General features: G+C 66.6%; 12 protein-coding genes. 3 read left to right on the forward strand and 9 right to left on the reverse strand.

The annotated features are described in order from the left end of the window. Nucleotides 1–15: 15 nt before the first annotated feature. Complete coding sequence (locus B1C78_RS07385) at nucleotides 16–897, reverse strand: SDR family oxidoreductase (protein ID WP_245795352.1); 882 nt, start codon at nucleotides 895–897, stop codon at nucleotides 16–18. Between the two features lie 86 nt (nucleotides 898–983). On the opposite strand from B1C78_RS07385, the gene B1C78_RS07390 reads away from it, so the two are divergent. Next, entirely contained in the window at nucleotides 984–1,997 is a 1,014-nt protein-coding gene (locus tag B1C78_RS07390) for a CDP-6-deoxy-delta-3,4-glucoseen reductase (protein ID WP_077278519.1), read from the forward strand. A gap of 289 nt (nucleotides 1,998–2,286) precedes the next feature. On the opposite strand, the gene B1C78_RS07395 is transcribed toward B1C78_RS07390, so the two are convergent. Genes B1C78_RS07395 through hemC form a run of 4 tightly spaced genes read right to left on the reverse strand, consistent with a single transcriptional unit; the run spans nucleotide 2,287 to nucleotide 6,571 of the window. Beyond that, nucleotides 2,287–3,471 (reverse strand): heme biosynthesis HemY N-terminal domain-containing protein, encoded by a 1,185-nt coding sequence (locus B1C78_RS07395; protein WP_077278520.1) that lies wholly within the window; start codon nucleotides 3,469–3,471, stop codon nucleotides 2,287–2,289. Nucleotides 3,472–3,502: 31 nt separating this feature from the next. Further along, nucleotides 3,503–4,810: a uroporphyrinogen-III C-methyltransferase gene (locus B1C78_RS07400; protein ID WP_077278521.1), complete on the reverse strand. Its 1,308-nt coding sequence runs from the start codon at nucleotides 4,808–4,810 to the stop codon at nucleotides 3,503–3,505. Next, nucleotides 4,800–5,618, reverse strand: coding sequence for a uroporphyrinogen-III synthase (locus B1C78_RS07405; protein ID WP_077278522.1), 819 nt, complete (start codon nucleotides 5,616–5,618; stop codon nucleotides 4,800–4,802). Before B1C78_RS07405 ends, B1C78_RS07400 begins: the two co-directional genes overlap by 11 nt. Further along, entirely contained in the window at nucleotides 5,615–6,571 is a 957-nt protein-coding gene (gene hemC, locus B1C78_RS07410) for a hydroxymethylbilane synthase (RefSeq protein WP_077278523.1), read from the reverse strand. Before hemC ends, B1C78_RS07405 begins: the two co-directional genes overlap by 4 nt. A 138-nt stretch (nucleotides 6,572–6,709) precedes the next feature. Between hemC and B1C78_RS07415 the strand changes: the two genes are divergently transcribed. Further along, nucleotides 6,710–7,189 (forward strand): thioredoxin family protein, encoded by a 480-nt coding sequence (locus tag B1C78_RS07415; RefSeq protein ID WP_245795353.1) that lies wholly within the window; start codon nucleotides 6,710–6,712, stop codon nucleotides 7,187–7,189. A 464-nt stretch (nucleotides 7,190–7,653) separates the two neighbouring features. Here the strand turns inward: B1C78_RS07415 and B1C78_RS07420 are convergent, their stop codons facing one another. Beyond that, nucleotides 7,654–8,385, reverse strand: coding sequence for a LytR/AlgR family response regulator transcription factor (locus tag B1C78_RS07420; RefSeq protein ID WP_077278525.1), 732 nt, complete (start codon nucleotides 8,383–8,385; stop codon nucleotides 7,654–7,656). Beyond that, complete coding sequence (locus B1C78_RS07425; protein ID WP_077278526.1) at nucleotides 8,386–9,474, reverse strand: sensor histidine kinase; 1,089 nt, start codon at nucleotides 9,472–9,474, stop codon at nucleotides 8,386–8,388. A 146-nt stretch (nucleotides 9,475–9,620) separates the two neighbouring features. On the opposite strand from B1C78_RS07425, the gene argH reads away from it, so the two are divergent. Then, complete coding sequence (gene argH / locus B1C78_RS07430) at nucleotides 9,621–11,024, forward strand: argininosuccinate lyase (protein WP_077278530.1); 1,404 nt, start codon at nucleotides 9,621–9,623, stop codon at nucleotides 11,022–11,024. 91 nt (nucleotides 11,025–11,115) lie between these two features. On the opposite strand, the gene B1C78_RS07435 is transcribed toward argH, so the two are convergent. Further along, nucleotides 11,116–13,539 carry an EAL domain-containing protein gene (locus B1C78_RS07435; protein WP_077278527.1) on the reverse strand — a complete coding sequence of 808 codons (2,424 nt, stop codon included), beginning with the start codon at nucleotides 13,537–13,539 and terminating at the stop codon, nucleotides 11,116–11,118. Between the two features lie 355 nt (nucleotides 13,540–13,894). Then, a complete protein-coding gene (locus B1C78_RS07440) occupies nucleotides 13,895–14,560 on the reverse strand; it encodes an alpha/beta hydrolase (protein WP_077278528.1) in 666 nt (221 codons plus the stop codon). Nucleotides 14,561–14,657 lie beyond the last annotated feature (97 nt).

Here is a 14,657-nt window from a genome sequence, read left to right on the forward strand (position 1 = left end):
CCGGGAACGGAGTATCTACATTTGGCCTTCCTGCTCCAGTGAATGGCGGATGCCGGACGCGATGTCGGGGTGGCGCAGTTGTACGCCCAGGACACGAAGGCCCTTGTCCGCATTGATAATTCTGGATTCGCGGATGAAGGACATCATGCCGGGGGAGATGTGGCGGTCCGCCTCGGCCATGGGGACGCAGGGGGGGCGCGGCAGGCCGGCCAGGTCTGCGACGGTGTAGATGAACGCCGTCATGGAGGCGTGTTCCGCGTCGCCCACGTTGAAGACCTCGCCGGGTGCGCCCCGGTCCAGGGCGGCGACGCACAGGGCGGCCAGGTCGTCGGCGTGGATGCGGTTACCGGGCGGCGCATCCTCGGGGCAGATCACCGGGGTGCCGGACCGGATCCGGTCCAGGGGCAGTCGGCCGGGCCCGTAGATGCCCGGCACCCGCAGGATGATCACCTCGGTGGGGTGTGCGGCCGCGAATTCACCCAGCTGCCGCTCGGCATGCATGCGCCGCCGGGCCCGGTCCGTCTGGGGGTTCACCGGGGTGCCTTCGTCCACCTCTGCACCCTGGCGGTCCCCGTACACCCCGGTGGTGCTGATGTAGACGATGCGCCGTGGCGGCGCGCCCGCGCAGGCTGCAAGGAAGTGCCCCATGCGGGGATCGGTCACGCCGGGCTGGGGCGGCTGCGCCAGGTAGATCACCCGTGCCCCGGCGAGGGGCAGGCCCGCGACCTCCTCCGGCACGTCCAGATCGGCCCGCTGTACCGGGATGCCCTCCCGTTCCAGTGCCTGGGCACGTTCTGCCCGGCGCACCACACCGAGCACGGGGTGCCCGTGTGCAAGGAGCAGCCGTGCGGCCCGAAGGCCCACGTCGCCGCAACCCACGATCAGCGTTTGCTCCATGATTCGATTCAGGGAAAATAGGCGCCCTTTGATTCTACCATTACCCCGCCGGCGCCCGGCGCGGGGTGCGCCGATGAGGGCCCTGCATGAGTTTCCGCATCACTCTTCAGCCCAGCGGCCACGAGTTCACGGCCGAGGATGACGAGACCGTCCTCGAGGCCGGACTGCGTCAGGGCTTCGCCCTGCCCTACGGCTGCCGCAACGGCGCCTGCGGTTCCTGCCTGGGTCGCCTGCTCAATGGCGAGGTGGACTACGGGCCCGAGCGTCCTCCGGCGCTGAGCGAGGCGCACGAGGCGGACGGCAAGGCGCTGTTCTGCCAGGCGGTGGCCATGACCGACCTGGAGATCGAGGTGCGAGAGATCGGTGCCGCCCGGGACATCCTCGTCAAGACGCTGCCATGCCGGGTGGTGAAGCTTGAGCGCCTCAACCACGACGTCATGGAGATGCACCTCAAGCTGCCGGCCACCGAGCGTTTGCAGTTCCTGGCGGGCCAGTACATCGACATCCTGCTGAGGGACGGCCGTCACAGGAGTTACTCACTGGCCAATGCGCCGCACCGCGACGAGTTCCTGGAACTGCATGTGCGTCGCGTGCCGGGCGGAGCTTTCAGCGGCCAGGTGTTCGGCGACATGAAGGAGAAGGCCCTGCTGCGCCTTGAAGGTCCCCTGGGCACGTTCTTTCTCCGCGAGGATTCGCCCCGCCCCATCCTGCTCATGGCCGGCGGCACCGGATTCGCCCCCCTGAAGGCGATGCTGGAGCACGCCTTCGAAACGGGCCTCGCGCGACCCATGCACCTGTTCTGGGGTGTACGTGCCCTGCGGGATCTCTACATGGACGCGCTGCCGCGCGAGTGGGCGGCGGAGCATGACCATTTCCGTTACACGCCCGTGCTTTCCGAGCCGCTTCCCGACGATGCCTGGAAGGGCGAAACCGGCTACGTGCACGAGGCCCTGTTGCGCGCGTATCCGGATCTGTCCGGCCAGGACGTCTACATGGCCGGCCCCCCGCCCATGATCCAGGCTGCCCGCGCGGCGTTCATGGCCGCAGGCCTGCCCGAGGACCAGCTTTTCCATGATTCGTTTGATTACGCCGCGCGGTGATTGAAAAGCTGTTTAACCACGAAGCGCACGAAGAACACGAAGCGAAATCATAGGGCGCCCCATGGGCGCCAACCCCGCTCCGGACACATCATGGAATGTGTTTCACGTCGCAACATCCGTGATGCCGGCGAACGTGAACTCTCGCAAAGACGCGAAGCCCGCAAAGCAGTTCGGAATACTGCTGTTCAACTTTCGATAGGATTTTCTTGGCGGGCTTCGCGCCTTTGCGAGAGAACATTCTTTTCTTCGTGTTCTTCGTGCGCTTCGTGGTTAAACAGCCCTGCCCCGGTCACTCCACTGCGAGGCGCAGGCCGTCGCGGTAGCAGGCCTGGGCGCGTTCGTTCTCGCCCATCTGCTCGAGCAACTCCGCCAGCTCCCGATAGGTTTCGGGGTCGGGGCGCGTGCCGCTGCTGGCTTCCAGGTAGGCGCGGGCCTTGCCCCAGAGCTTCGCGCGCCGCGAAAGCCGGCCCAGGGTCAGCAGCAGGACCGGGTCCCGGCCGTGCTGCTTCGCCCAGTGCTCGGCGGTGTTCAGGGCCTTGACGGGATCTTCCAGAGGCAGCGTGCCGTACTGGCGCACGAGCCGCTCGTCCCAGGTCGACTTGAGCGTGGTGCGCAGCAGGGTCTCCGCGCCCTCCACGTCCTCCAGCTCCACCAGCGCCCGGGCATAGGCCAGCACCAGCTCGGGACGGCGGCGGGCGTCGCGATGCAGGTTCTCCCAGACACGCCGCGCCTCCGTGAGGTCCCCGTCACGCGCGGCTCGCTCCAGCAGGTCCAGCGCCGACTGGTTTTCCATTTCCGTGATGTCCACCTCGGGCAACACGTTCTGGCGTCGCAGCTCGTGAATCAGCGAGAACAGCGCGGCGCTGTCCTTGAGCTGGTGGTGCAGGCGTGCCCGAAGCTTCAGCAGGTAGCGGTGCCTGGGTACCAGTTCCGAGAGGTGGTTGAGGGTGGCCAGGGCCTGTTCGTGCTGTCCGTGTGCGATCTGCAGTTCGGCCTGCGTCAGCTCCACCGCGACGTCGGATCCCGCCTCGCATCGGCTGGCCTTGTTGAGATAGCCGTCCCGTCGGGTGTAGGCGCCCTGCATCTGGGCCGCCCGTGCCGCGGTCAGCCAGTGGATCAGCGGGTTGGGGGAGCGGCGCGCCGAACGCACCAGGAGCTTCTCGGCGCGCTCCCAGCGTCCCTCGGACATCTCGATCAGCCCCTGGTTGAGTCCGCGTCGCGCGGCTTCGCGCTGGCGACGGTGCAGCCGGTCACGCATGCCGCCGGGCAGGGTCCAGAGCCGGATGACCAGGCGCACCAGCCCGTAGAGCAGAAAGAACACGAGCACCAGCGCGGTGAGGAACAGTGCCAGCGACGTTTCCACACTGGTGGTGCCGTGCGCCAGCAGTACGTAGCCCGGCTCGCGGATAAACACGTGGGTGACCACGGCCGCCGCCAGCAACACGCCGAGCAGGATAAAGAGGAGGCGCATCATGGTATCGAACGCTCGGGACGTTGCCGCATGCTCAGCCCTCCAGTTCGTCGAGCCGCGTGAAGGAGCCGCTGATGTCCGGCGGCTCGGGACGCAGGGTCACCGCCTTGAGCCCCTCCAGGCGCTCGCGCACGGATGCACTGGCCTCGGAATCGAAATAATCGTCGAGCAGGCTGATGGCGCCTTCCAGGTTGCGCTGGTACTGGGCATCGTCCGTGCGCAGGGCGGCCAGGCGTGCGGCCTCCACCCGCAGCATGAGCAGCTGCCTGAGAAAGAGCTCCGTCTCGGCGTCGGGGAGCATGCGCAGGGGTTCGCCGTGGCGTCGGATGGAGATGTGCTCCGCCAGGGCTGAACGCACTTCGCCGTAGGCTCGGGCCCACCAGGGCGCCTCCGGATCCACGGGTTCGCCGGCGATCACGTCCCGGGCCGCGGTGTCCACGCGGGCCTGACCGCGAAGGGGGATCGGACGCATGTCTGCGACCACCCGTTCCAGACGCAGGGCGACGCCCGGGATATCCGGACGCGGCATGTCCTCCAGGGCCTGGATCTCACCGGCCAGTGCTTCGCGCACGGGCATCAGTCGGGGATCGCCCAGCTCGGCAAGCAGTTCGTCGGCGGCCTGCAGGGCGCGTCGGGCACCCTCCGGATCGTCCATCAGCCGCAGCCGATGCGCCGCCATGCGCTGCAGATGCTTGATCTCGGCCACCTGCCAGCCGCGCTCCTGACGGGTGGTGCGATCCTGCAGTCGCGTCAGCCCCTGTTCCACCGTTGCCAGACGGGCATCCGTTCGCTCCCGCAGATCCTCTCGCGCGCCGGACTCCCGGTCCAGTGCGCCCTCGAGCCGGGAGAGGTGTTCCTCTCGCGCCTCCAGTTCGGCGGACAGGCGTTCCAGCTGGCGCGCCTGTGCGGCGCGCGTGTCCTCGGCGTCCTGCCAGAGATAGAACAGGGCGCCGCCGACGCCCAGCGAGAGCAGAAAGGCGAGGGTGGCCACCAGAAGGGCGGCGTTCTGCCCGCGGGCGCTGCCGCCACGAGGCGGCGGTGCCGGGGGTGATGACTTGGGCGGTGTACCCGCATGCGCGCCGCCCTTGTCCGCCGTGGCGCCGGCAGGCTTGTCCTTCTTCTCCTTTTCTTTTTCCTTTTCCTTTTCGGCTGTGGCCTGGCCGCCTTTGGCAGCCGCGGCGCCGGAGGCCTTCGCCTTGGGGGGCGCCTTGCCCTTGGTCGACGCCGGCCTGCCCTTGTCGGCAGGCTTGCTGGTGTCGGTCTCTTGCTTTGTGCCGGACGCGGTCTCCCCGGACGGCTTCTTGTCGCCCGGTGGAGGCGCGTTGTCCTTCTCATTGCTCATGCTGCTGCTCCCGGGCTTTGGCCCATTGCAACACTGTGTCCATCATGGATTCGTCGCTGGGGTCCTCCGCCACCCACGGGTCTCCCTGAAAGCCCAGTTCCCGGGCCGTATCCACCATGCGCGTACTGCCCACCACCAACGGTGTCTTGCGCAACCACATGCGGCCCAGCTTGCCCACCATATCAAACAGGTTGCGAAGCCCCTCGCTGCTGGTGCTGGTCGCCAGGTGCAGTTCTCCCCGCGACCAGTGATGCAACAGCTGGCCTGTGTCTGCGTCGGGGCGGGCGCGACGGTACGCTTCCGCGTATTCCACCTGGGCTCCCCGTTCTTTTAGCGTATCACCGAGCAGTTCGCGTCCGCCGTCACCGCGAAAGATCACGATCCGCTTACCGGCCACATCCTGCAGCTCGGCCTCGGCCAGCAGGGCCTCGCTGTCGAAGCGCCGCGGCGGACAGATGTGGGCGGCATGCCCGGCCCGCGCCAGTTCCTGGGCGGACTTGCGCCCCACGGCGCCGATGCGCAGATGATCCGGCCAGTGGCGCCGGGCATGGATGCGGTTCAGGGCCATGGACACGGCGTTGGGACTGATGAAGATGGCGATGTCGAAGTCATCCAGGGCGTCGATCACCGCATCGAGTCGCTCGCTGTCCCGGGGCGCGCGGATCTCCATCACGGGAAAACGCAGGGCAACACCGCCGGCCGCCTCCACCATTCGGCAGAAGGCGTCCGCCTGGTGGGCGGGCCGTGTCACCAGAACGCCGGCCCCCTTGAGCGGGCCTTGGGCCGCGCGGGCGTGACCGGCGCTCACGGCGCCTCCGTGCTGCCGGGGGGTCCGAGGCCCAGGTCCGCCAGGATGCGCCCCGCCCCCTCGTTGAGCAGCAGGTCCGCCACTGCCTGACCCAGCGCCTCGGCCTGTGCGCGCGGACCGGAGAGTTCCGCACGCAGCACCAGACTGCCGTCCGGCTCGCCCACCAGACCGCGCAGACGCAGGGTGTCCGGATCGGTCAGTTCCGCATACCCGGCGATGGGCACCTGGCAGCCGCCGTTGAGCCGCGCATTCATGGCCCGTTCCGCGGCCACGCGCACGTGGGTATCCGGATGGTCCAGTGCGCCGATGAGGTCCATGATGTCCGGGTCGTTCTCGCGGCATTCGATACCGATGGCGCCCTGTCCGATTGCCGGCAGGCTCTGTTCCGGGGGAATCCCGGCAGCGATGCGCTCCGCGAACCCCAGGCGCTTGAGCCCGGCAGCGGCGAGGATGATGGCGTCGAACTCGCCGGCATCGAGCTTGCCGAGGCGCGTGTTGACGTTGCCGCGCAGGTCTCCGATGCGAAAACGGGGATGATCATGGCGCAACTGGCATTGGCGCCGCAGGCTGGAGGTTCCGACACGGGCGTCCGCGGGCAGCTCGTCCAGGCTGCTGTAGGTGTTGGATACGAAGGCATCCCGGGGGTCCTCCCGCTCCAGGATCACCGCCAGGCAGAGGCCTTCGGGCAACTCCATGGGCACATCCTTCATGGAATGCACCGCGATGTCGGCGCGTCCCTCCAGCAGGCCCGTCTCCAGTTCCTTGACGAACAGGCCCTTGCCGCCCACCTTGGCCAGGGGCGTGTCCAGTATGCGGTCGCCCTGGGTGGTCATGCGGACCAGTTCCACCTCCGTGCCGGGGTGGTGTGCCTGGACAAGCCGGGCCACGGTCTCGGCCTGCCAGACGGCCAGGGGACTCTTGCGGGTGGCGATGCGAAGGATTTTCGGGGGCATTGTCGGTCCGCGGACCCGGCGAAAGCCGGGAACTAAAGGGTGAAGGATGGCGTCTCACGGGGCAAGTGCGTCATTATATCTCCTTATACCAATCCCCAGGATGAATTGATGCAGGCCCTGATCAAAGGAATTGTTCTCTTGCTCGCTCTGTTCGCCTTGGCCGTGGGCGCCCGGTCGGTGGACGTCGGCGCGGACGACCACGTGCTGCGCGAGGTGACCGACCTGCAAGCCAAGGCGGCCGAAGGGCTGCCGATCCTGGTGGAGTTCGCCCTCACCGGGTGTCCCCACTGCCACGTGGCCGAGGAAGAGTTTCTCAAGCCCATGATCCGCAGCGGCGAGTACGAAGGCAAGGTGCTGATCCGCAAGCTGCTCATGGATCGCGGCAACACGGTGGTGGACTTCGATGGACAGGAGATCGCCGCCCGCGACCTGGCGCGTCGCTATGGTGCGGTGGTGGCTCCCACCGTGGTGGTGCTGTCCCCCGACGGTGAACTGCTCACAGACCCCGTGGTGGGTCTCAAGACCGTCGACTTCTACGGTGGCTACCTCTACCGCGCCATCGACCGTGCCGTAGAGGCCATGGCCGCCCGCGACGCGGCGGAAGTGGCCATGCGCTGAGGGTCTTTCGTCAGGGGGACTGCAAGAAAAGTTTCTCTCGCAAAGGCGCGAAGCCCGCGAAGGAAAGCGTTCTGATTCTATAGAAGCTGCCGTAGGTTGGGGTGAGCGAAGCGAACCCCAACGCCATGGCCGTGACTGACCGCTGTTGTTGGGGTTCGCTTCGCTCACCCCAACCTACGCTTTACTTTCGTCACGGGGACAGCCAGAAGACGCTTCTCTCGCAAAGCACGCGAAGCCCGCAAAGAAGATCATCGACCATAGGGCGCCCCGTGGGCGCCGCCGGATATTAGACCATGTCGGGACGGCGGGCATGGCCCGCCCTTCTATGAATGGTTTTCCTTGGCGGGCTTCGCGTCTTTGCGAGAGAAACACAATCCGTGCCGGTTCTTCTCCGCAGCAAGACCCTCGCAACCAACCCTGCGACTCAGAAAAGGCCGCCGCAATTCGGCCCGAAGGCGGGCCGCCTACAGGGATTTCAGGAAGCGCCGCACTTCGGCCACGTGGCGGCGGCTTACTTCCAGGCGTTCGCCGGTGTCCTTGAGGACCACTTCGAAGCAGCCCTGGGTGTTTTTCTCCATGCCGGCGAAGCTGTTGCGCGCCACCAGCGCGTTGCGGTGAATGCGCAGAAACTGCTCGCTGAACTCCTCCTCCAGGGACTTGAGCGGCTCCTCGATAAGCACCTCGCCGCCGGAATGGCGGACGGTCACGTATTTCTGGTCCGCCTGGAAGTAGTGGATCTGGTTGACCGGTATCAGCTCCAGGTTGCCTCGAACCCGGGCGCAGATGTGGCTGCGGCTGGAATCCCCTGCCGGCCCCTCCAGCGCACCCAGCTGCGCCCGGTTGGGACGCCTGGCCGCCTCCAGGGCGCCCTTGAGCCGCTCACCCCGCACCGGCTTGAGCAGGTAGTCCACGGCGTGGGTTTCGAAGGCCTCGATGGCGTGTTCCTCGTAGGCGGTCACGAAGATGATCGCCGGGGGCGTTTCCATCTCGGACATGTGTTTGGCCGCCTCCAGGCCGTCCATGCCCGGCATGCGAATGTCCAGTAGCACGATATCCGGTTGCAGTTCCTCGGCCAGGCGCACCGCCTGGACGCCGTTGGTCGCGCTGCCACAGACCTCGTAACCTGCCAGTGAGTCCATCAGCGCGGCCAGGCGTTCCCGGGCCGGTGCCTCGTCATCCACCACCAGTACTTTCATCTAGTCTCTCCTCCTCGGCAGGACCAGAGTCACCCGGTACCGGTCCGCCTCCTCGATGGTTTCCATGCGCGCCTCGCCCCGGAAGGCCAGGTCGAGGCGCTGTCGAATGTTCTCCTGGGCCACGCGATTGCCCGCACGCTTGCGATTACGCGGCGGCGCCAGCGGGTTGCTGACCTCGATGCGTATGTTATCCGCATCCCCGCTGAGTACGATGGTGATTTCCCCGCCGTCCGTCAAAGGCTCGATGCCGTGATAGATGGCATTCTCCACCAGCGGCTGCAGCACCAGTCCCGGCATGGGATAGTCCATCGGCAGTGATTCGTCCACCTGCCAGTCCACGCGAAGCCGGTCCCCGAGGCGCAACGCCTCGATGCGCACGTAGCGGCGCGCCAAGTCGAGTTCCTCGCCCACCGTGAGGGAGTCGCGGTCCGACAGTGTGGCGCGGAACAGGTCCGCCAGGTCCTCTACCGCTGTCTCCGCCGCCTCCGGTCGCGTGCGCGTCAGGGCGGCGATGGTGTTCATGCTGTTGAACAGAAAATGCGGCCGGATGCGGGCCTGCAGTGCCTGGATGCGCGAGCGCGCCTCCGCCTCCACGTTGCTCTTCCACTGATGCTGCACGTAGAGATAACGCAGGGCGATGGCCGTGACGATGGCGCTGATACCCAGCGTGCGCCCCAGGAACTCCAGCTGGGTGCCCGACGGACGCATTGACGGAAATGGCAGGGTGCCGCTGATCCAGAGGGCGGTCAGCGCGAACACCCCCGTGATGCTGATGACGATCAGGGCGGTCGCGAGCGCCGCACGCAGGGGCGGCAGGGCAGCGAGCCGGCGGCGCGACAGGCACAGCACCAGGACCGTGCCGAGCGCCACCCACTGCACGAACAGCGAGGTGAAGGCCAGGGAGACCCAGAAGCCTTCCGGCGATGCGCCTCTGGCCAGGGTCAGGATGAAGGCCAGGAGCTGCGCGATGAGCACCACCAGGAACAGTGTGTGGCTCTCGCAGAAATTGGGGAGAAAGGACCCGGCCGGAGTGTCGGTTGCGGCCGGTGCGGGTGAGCTGGATCTGGTCGTGCGCGACGCCCGATTCACGTGCTGTTGTCCATGGTGTGTGTCTGCCCCGGCTGTGAGTGTAATGTGTTCGCGTACCCGACGGCCAATAGTGTAGTGCCCGACGCACCCACATGCATGGTTCGGCCTGCCGTATAATGACGGGTCTCGAGCCGGGAGGTATCAACATGAGCAGCACTGGCAATGGAGACAAGCTCTGGGGCGGACGCTTTGCGGAGGCCACCGATGCGTTCGTGGAGGCGTTTACCGCATCCGTGGACTTCGACCAGCGTCTCTACCGCCACGATATCGAGGGATCACGGGCGCACGCCCGGATGCTCGCCCGCGTGGGTGTGCTCACGGACGACGAATGCCGGCGCATCCAGGAGGGGCTGGACGACATCCTCGCCGACATCGAGCGCGGGGACTTCGCCTGGCTCACCGAGCTGGAAGACGTGCACATGAACATCGAGGCCCGGCTCATCGAACGCATCGGCGATACGGGCAAGAAGCTGCACACCGGCCGCTCGCGAAACGACCAGGTGGCCACCGACATTCGCCTGTACCTGCGCGAGGCCATCGATGCCCTGATACTGGAGATCCGCCGCCTGCAGGCGGGTCTGCTGGACCTCGCGGAGCGTGAGGCCGACACCATCATGCCGGGTTTCACGCATCTGCAGACCGCCCAGCCGGTCACGTTCGGGCACCACATGATGGCGTGGTTCGAGATGCTTGAGCGGGATCATGCGCGCCTTCAGGATTGCCGGCGGCGGGTCAACGTGCTGCCGCTGGGGGCCGCTGCGCTGGCGGGTACCTCCTATCCCCTTGACCGGCGCTATACCGCGCAACTGCTCGGCTTCGACGACGTGACCGACAATTCCCTGGACTCGGTGAGCGATCGCGACTTCGCCATCGAGTTCTGTGCGGCCGGTGCGCTGATCATGACGCACCTGTCGCGTTTCTCCGAGGAGTTGATCCTGTGGGCCAGCGCCCAGTTCGGTTTCGTGGACCTGCCGGACCGCTTCTGCACGGGCTCGTCCATCATGCCCCAGAAGAAGAACCCGGACGTGCCGGAGCTGGTGCGGGGCAAGACCGGCCGGGTCAACGGCAACCTGGTGGCTTTGCTGACCCTGATGAAGGGGCAACCGCTTGCCTACAACAAGGACAACCAGGAGGACAAGGAACCCCTGTTCGACACGGTGGACACCCTGGCCGGTAGCCTGCGCGCATTCGCCGACATGGTGCCGCACATACAGGTGCGCGCCGAGACCATGCGCGAGGCCGCGAGTCGCGGATTCGCCACCGCCACGGACCTGGCCGACTACCTGGTGCGTCGCGGCATGCCGTTCCGCGACGCCCATGAAGTGGTGGGCAAGGCGGTGCGCCACGGCGTGGAGACCGGCCGGGACCTCGGCGAGATGCGTCTGGAAGAGCTTCAGGGCTTCTCGAAAATGATCGAGGCGGATGTCTTCGACGTGCTCACCCTGGAAGGCTCCGTGGCCGCCCGCAACGTCCATGGCGGCACCGCGCCGGAACAGGTCCTCGCACGAATTCGCGCCGCCCGGGCGGAGCTTGACAAGGGAAAAGGCTGAATACACAACGCTGACTGCTGACTGCTGACTGCTGACTGCTGACTGCTGAGTGCTGAGTGCTGAGTGCTGACTGCTGAGTGCTGAGTGCTCTCTATCCCTTCACCTTGAGCGGCTTCACCGCCGTTACCCGGGCCTTGTCGCCTTCGGCCTCCAGCGGTTCGGGCAGGTGCAGGCCGAAACCCTGGGCGTAATCCACGCCGATCACCCTGAGATGATCCAGCAGTTTCGCGTCTGCCACGCACTCGGCCACGGTCTCGATGCCCATGATGTGGCCGATGTGGTCGATGCTTTCCACCATGGCGCGGTTGATCCGGTCCTCGGCCATGTCCCGCACGAAGCTCCCGTCGATCTTGAGATAATCCACCTTCAGCTGTCTCAGGTAGCCGAACGACGACATGCCGGTGCCGAAGTCGTCCAAGGCGAAGCGGCAGCCCATGCCGCTGAGTACAGAGATGAAGCGGCTCGCGCTGTCGATGTTGGCCACCGCGGCGGTTTCGGTGATCTCGAAGCACACCCGTGAAGGCTCCACGCCGGATTCCTCCAGTGCGCCGACGATGAAGTCGAGCAGGGCGCGGTCACACACGGATTGGCCCGACAGGTTGATGGCGTAGCGGGCAAAGCGCTCGGCGTGCGGCGTACGCAGATAGCGCAGCACGCCCGACACCACCCAGCGGTCAATGGCGGGCATGAGGCCGTAGCGCTCCGCTGCCGGTATGAAAGCGTTGGGGGGTATGATGGCGCCGCCCTCACCGATCATGCGTACGAGAATCTCCGTGTGGGTTTCTCCTCCTGAGTTGACCGGTACGATCTGCTGCTGATAGAGAACGAGGCGATCCTCCTCGAGGGCCTGGTTGATGCGCTGAACCCAGTTCATTTCACCCTGGCGGCGGGCCAGTTCATCGTCCCCCGCGCGGATGACGTGTATTCGGTTGCGCCCCTGCTCCTTGGCCAGGTAGCAGGCGGCGTCGGCGTCGCTCATGATGCCGGCGGCGGTGGTTTGCGCCTCGGTGATGGCCGCAACGCCGATACTGGCGCCCACGGTGAACACCTTCTCCTGCCAGCGGAACCGGAAATCGGAAACGGCTCCGCGCAGGGATTCGGCGATCTCCCGTGCGCGCTCCAGCGGGCAGCCCTCCAGAAGCACCCCGAATTCGTCGCCCCCGAGCCGAGCCAGCGTATCGTTCTCGCGTAACGGGGCCTGCAGGCGTTGGCTGAGCTGGCGCAGCAGGTCGTCGCCCGCGCCATGGCCGCAGGTATCGTTGACCACCTTGAACTGGTCCAGATCCAGGTACAGGATCGCGTGCTGGCGCCCTTCCTGGTGCGCCGTCGTGACCAGCAGGTCAAGGCGCCGCTCGAACTCGCTCCGGTTGACGAGACCCGTCAGGCTGTCGTGGGTGGCCGCCCAGGACAGCCTGCGCGCCATCTCGCGTGCCTTGGTGACGTCCCGGAACACCAGGGCCGCACCGATCGCCTGCCCGGTGCGGTCCCGGATCGGAGCGGAGACCTCCTCAATGGCGGACTCCCGGCCGTCGCGGGAGATCAGAATGGCCCCCTGGTTCAGGCTGGACGCGGTGCCGTCCGGGAGCCCGTGGACCAAGTGATGGGTGAGCGGTTCGCCCGTGCCCTCGCGCACGATGCGAAACACCTCGGCCAGCGAGCGCCCCCGGGCCAGCGCTGCGGGCCAACCGGTCAGATGTTCGGCCACGGGGTTGAGGTATTCCACAAGCCCGCGGGTGTCGGTGGTGATCACCGCGTCGCCGATGGCGTGCAGGGTCACCTGTGCCCGCTCCTTCTCGCGGAACAGATCGGACTCGATGCGCGTGGTTCGCCGGGCCACGGTGCGGGCCACCAGTACGCCCATCATCAGGGCGCCGCCGCCCAGGAGAAACATGAACGCGACGGCCGCCTGGTACTGGGCACTGGTTTCCTCGACAGCTCGCAGGCCCGCCTCACGCTGCAGCTCCAGCATGGCATCCACATGAGCCAGGACCAGGTTCTGTGCGGGGATTGCCTCATTGAGCAGTCCGTCGGCGGCGGCATCCAGGTCGCCGGCGAGGATGTCGTCGAGTACGCGCTGCTGCACCTCCACGGCGATCCGCGAGAGTTCCCGGGACTCGTCCAGGAGTATCTGCTCCTGTTCGCCCAGACCCAGTTCCACCAGCCGACCGCGATTGACCATGAAGTCCGAGGCCATCTGCCGGAAATAGACGATGCCGTCCTCGATGTCGAAGGGGTCCGTAGTGATGGCCAGCCGCAGCAGCGTGACGGAACGCTCCCGGGCGGCATTGCGCATGTTACCCAGCAGTTCCGTCTTGAGGTTGTGGTGATGGACGATGACTTCCAGGCGATTATGGATGGACGCCATGTGGTTCACGCCCAGCGCGGTCATGGCCACCATCAGGGCGATGACCACGGCGAAACCCAGGACGATGGCGCGCCGAGAGCCACCCCCTGCAGGGGGTGGCCGCGTGGCCTCCCCGGGATACCCCCGGCCTGTGCTTTCCCCCTCGCCCATACCGTTTCCCGGCCGGCTTGGCCTGAAAAAGTTGTTTTATTTGGCACCAACGCAGGGCGTAGCCCCGAAATGCCTTCCCATGCGACGTTTTCCGCACCGGACCCTATCTACTATGGCCCTGTGCATAGCCGGCCTCAATGCCACCGGTCTGACAAACCGGGTCATTCGGACACATGGTTACGTTCATGCGTGGTTCTTTCGGGGCGGACAGGCGGAAACACCGGGTTTTCCCCCAGATGCGGGGCCTCAGCTCGAGGGCCGGAGGCGGCGGCGCACCGGGCGGAGGAGGCATGGGGGATGCGCTCTGCTTATCCGCTCTGCATCTTTCGGCTTGCCTGTGAACAGGCTGGCGGGTTTACACGGCCAGGGCGTCCAGCAGCCAGCGGCGAAAGTCCACGATCTCTTCCTCGCAGACCTGGTGCTGCATGGCGTATTCGTGAGGTTCCACGGAGAGGCCCAGGGATGTGAGCGTGCGGGCAGCGGCCCGACCTGCGTCGATCGGGATGATCGGATCCGACAACCCGTGAGCCAGAAACACGGGTTCGGCGTATGTGTCGGGCCGCACCTCGAGCCCGGCGTCGGTGAGATCCGGCAGCCAGGTGGAGAGTCCGAACACCGCCCTGGGCCGGATGTCGGTGGTCAGCATGGCGGCCAGGGCCACGGCGCCGCCCTGGGAGAATCCGCCGAGCACGAGGTCGGGGCATTGCAGACGGATGTCGTCCGCCAGCTGCTCGATGTCGGCCACCGCCTCGCGCAGCTGCGCCTTGGACTCCCGAAGCACTGGCGCCAGGGCGGTGATGTCGTACCACGCCCGCATGCGCATGCCGCCGTTGACGGTGACGGGGCGAACCGGGGCGTGGGGAAATACGAAGCGCACGGGGGTTGCGTGCGGGATGGCCAGCATGGGGACCAGCGGCTCGAAGTCATGGCCGTCGGCCCCCAGGCCGTGCAGCCAGAGCACCGCCGTACGGGGTTCCGGCCCCGTGTCCACCTGGATGTATTCGAGCCCCGGGCGATTCATGACGTGCCCATGATAACCGCTGTGCCATGCCCGGGCAGCAGGCACAAAAAAAGGCCGGGCTCCCTTGGGAGCCCGGCCCCAGGAGCCTGTCGGACTT

Source organism: Thioalkalivibrio denitrificans (assembly GCF_002000365.1).
GTDB classification, from domain to species: domain Bacteria; phylum Pseudomonadota; class Gammaproteobacteria; order Ectothiorhodospirales; family Ectothiorhodospiraceae; genus Thioalkalivibrio_A; species Thioalkalivibrio_A denitrificans.

Coding starts and splice junctions, on each gene's coding strand:
- B1C78_RS07395 (WP_077278520.1), bottom strand. CDS start 3,471: ATGATGCGCCTCCTCTTTATCCTGCTCGGCGTGTTGCTGGCGGCGGCC.
- B1C78_RS07440 (WP_077278528.1), bottom strand. CDS start 14,560: ATGAATCGCCCGGGGCTCGAATACATCCAGGTGGACACGGGGCCGGAA.
- B1C78_RS07390 (WP_077278519.1), top strand. CDS start 984: ATGAGTTTCCGCATCACTCTTCAGCCCAGCGGCCACGAGTTCACGGCC.
- B1C78_RS07420 (WP_077278525.1), bottom strand. CDS start 8,385: ATGAAAGTACTGGTGGTGGATGACGAGGCACCGGCCCGGGAACGCCTG.
- B1C78_RS07385 (WP_245795352.1), bottom strand. CDS start 897: ATGGAGCAAACGCTGATCGTGGGTTGCGGCGACGTGGGCCTTCGGGCC.
- B1C78_RS07435 (WP_077278527.1), bottom strand. CDS start 13,539: ATGGGCGAGGGGGAAAGCACAGGCCGGGGGTATCCCGGGGAGGCCACG.
- hemC (WP_077278523.1), bottom strand. CDS start 6,571: ATGCCCCCGAAAATCCTTCGCATCGCCACCCGCAAGAGTCCCCTGGCC.
- B1C78_RS07400 (WP_077278521.1), bottom strand. CDS start 4,810: ATGAGCAATGAGAAGGACAACGCGCCTCCACCGGGCGACAAGAAGCCG.
- argH (WP_077278530.1), top strand. CDS start 9,621: ATGAGCAGCACTGGCAATGGAGACAAGCTCTGGGGCGGACGCTTTGCG.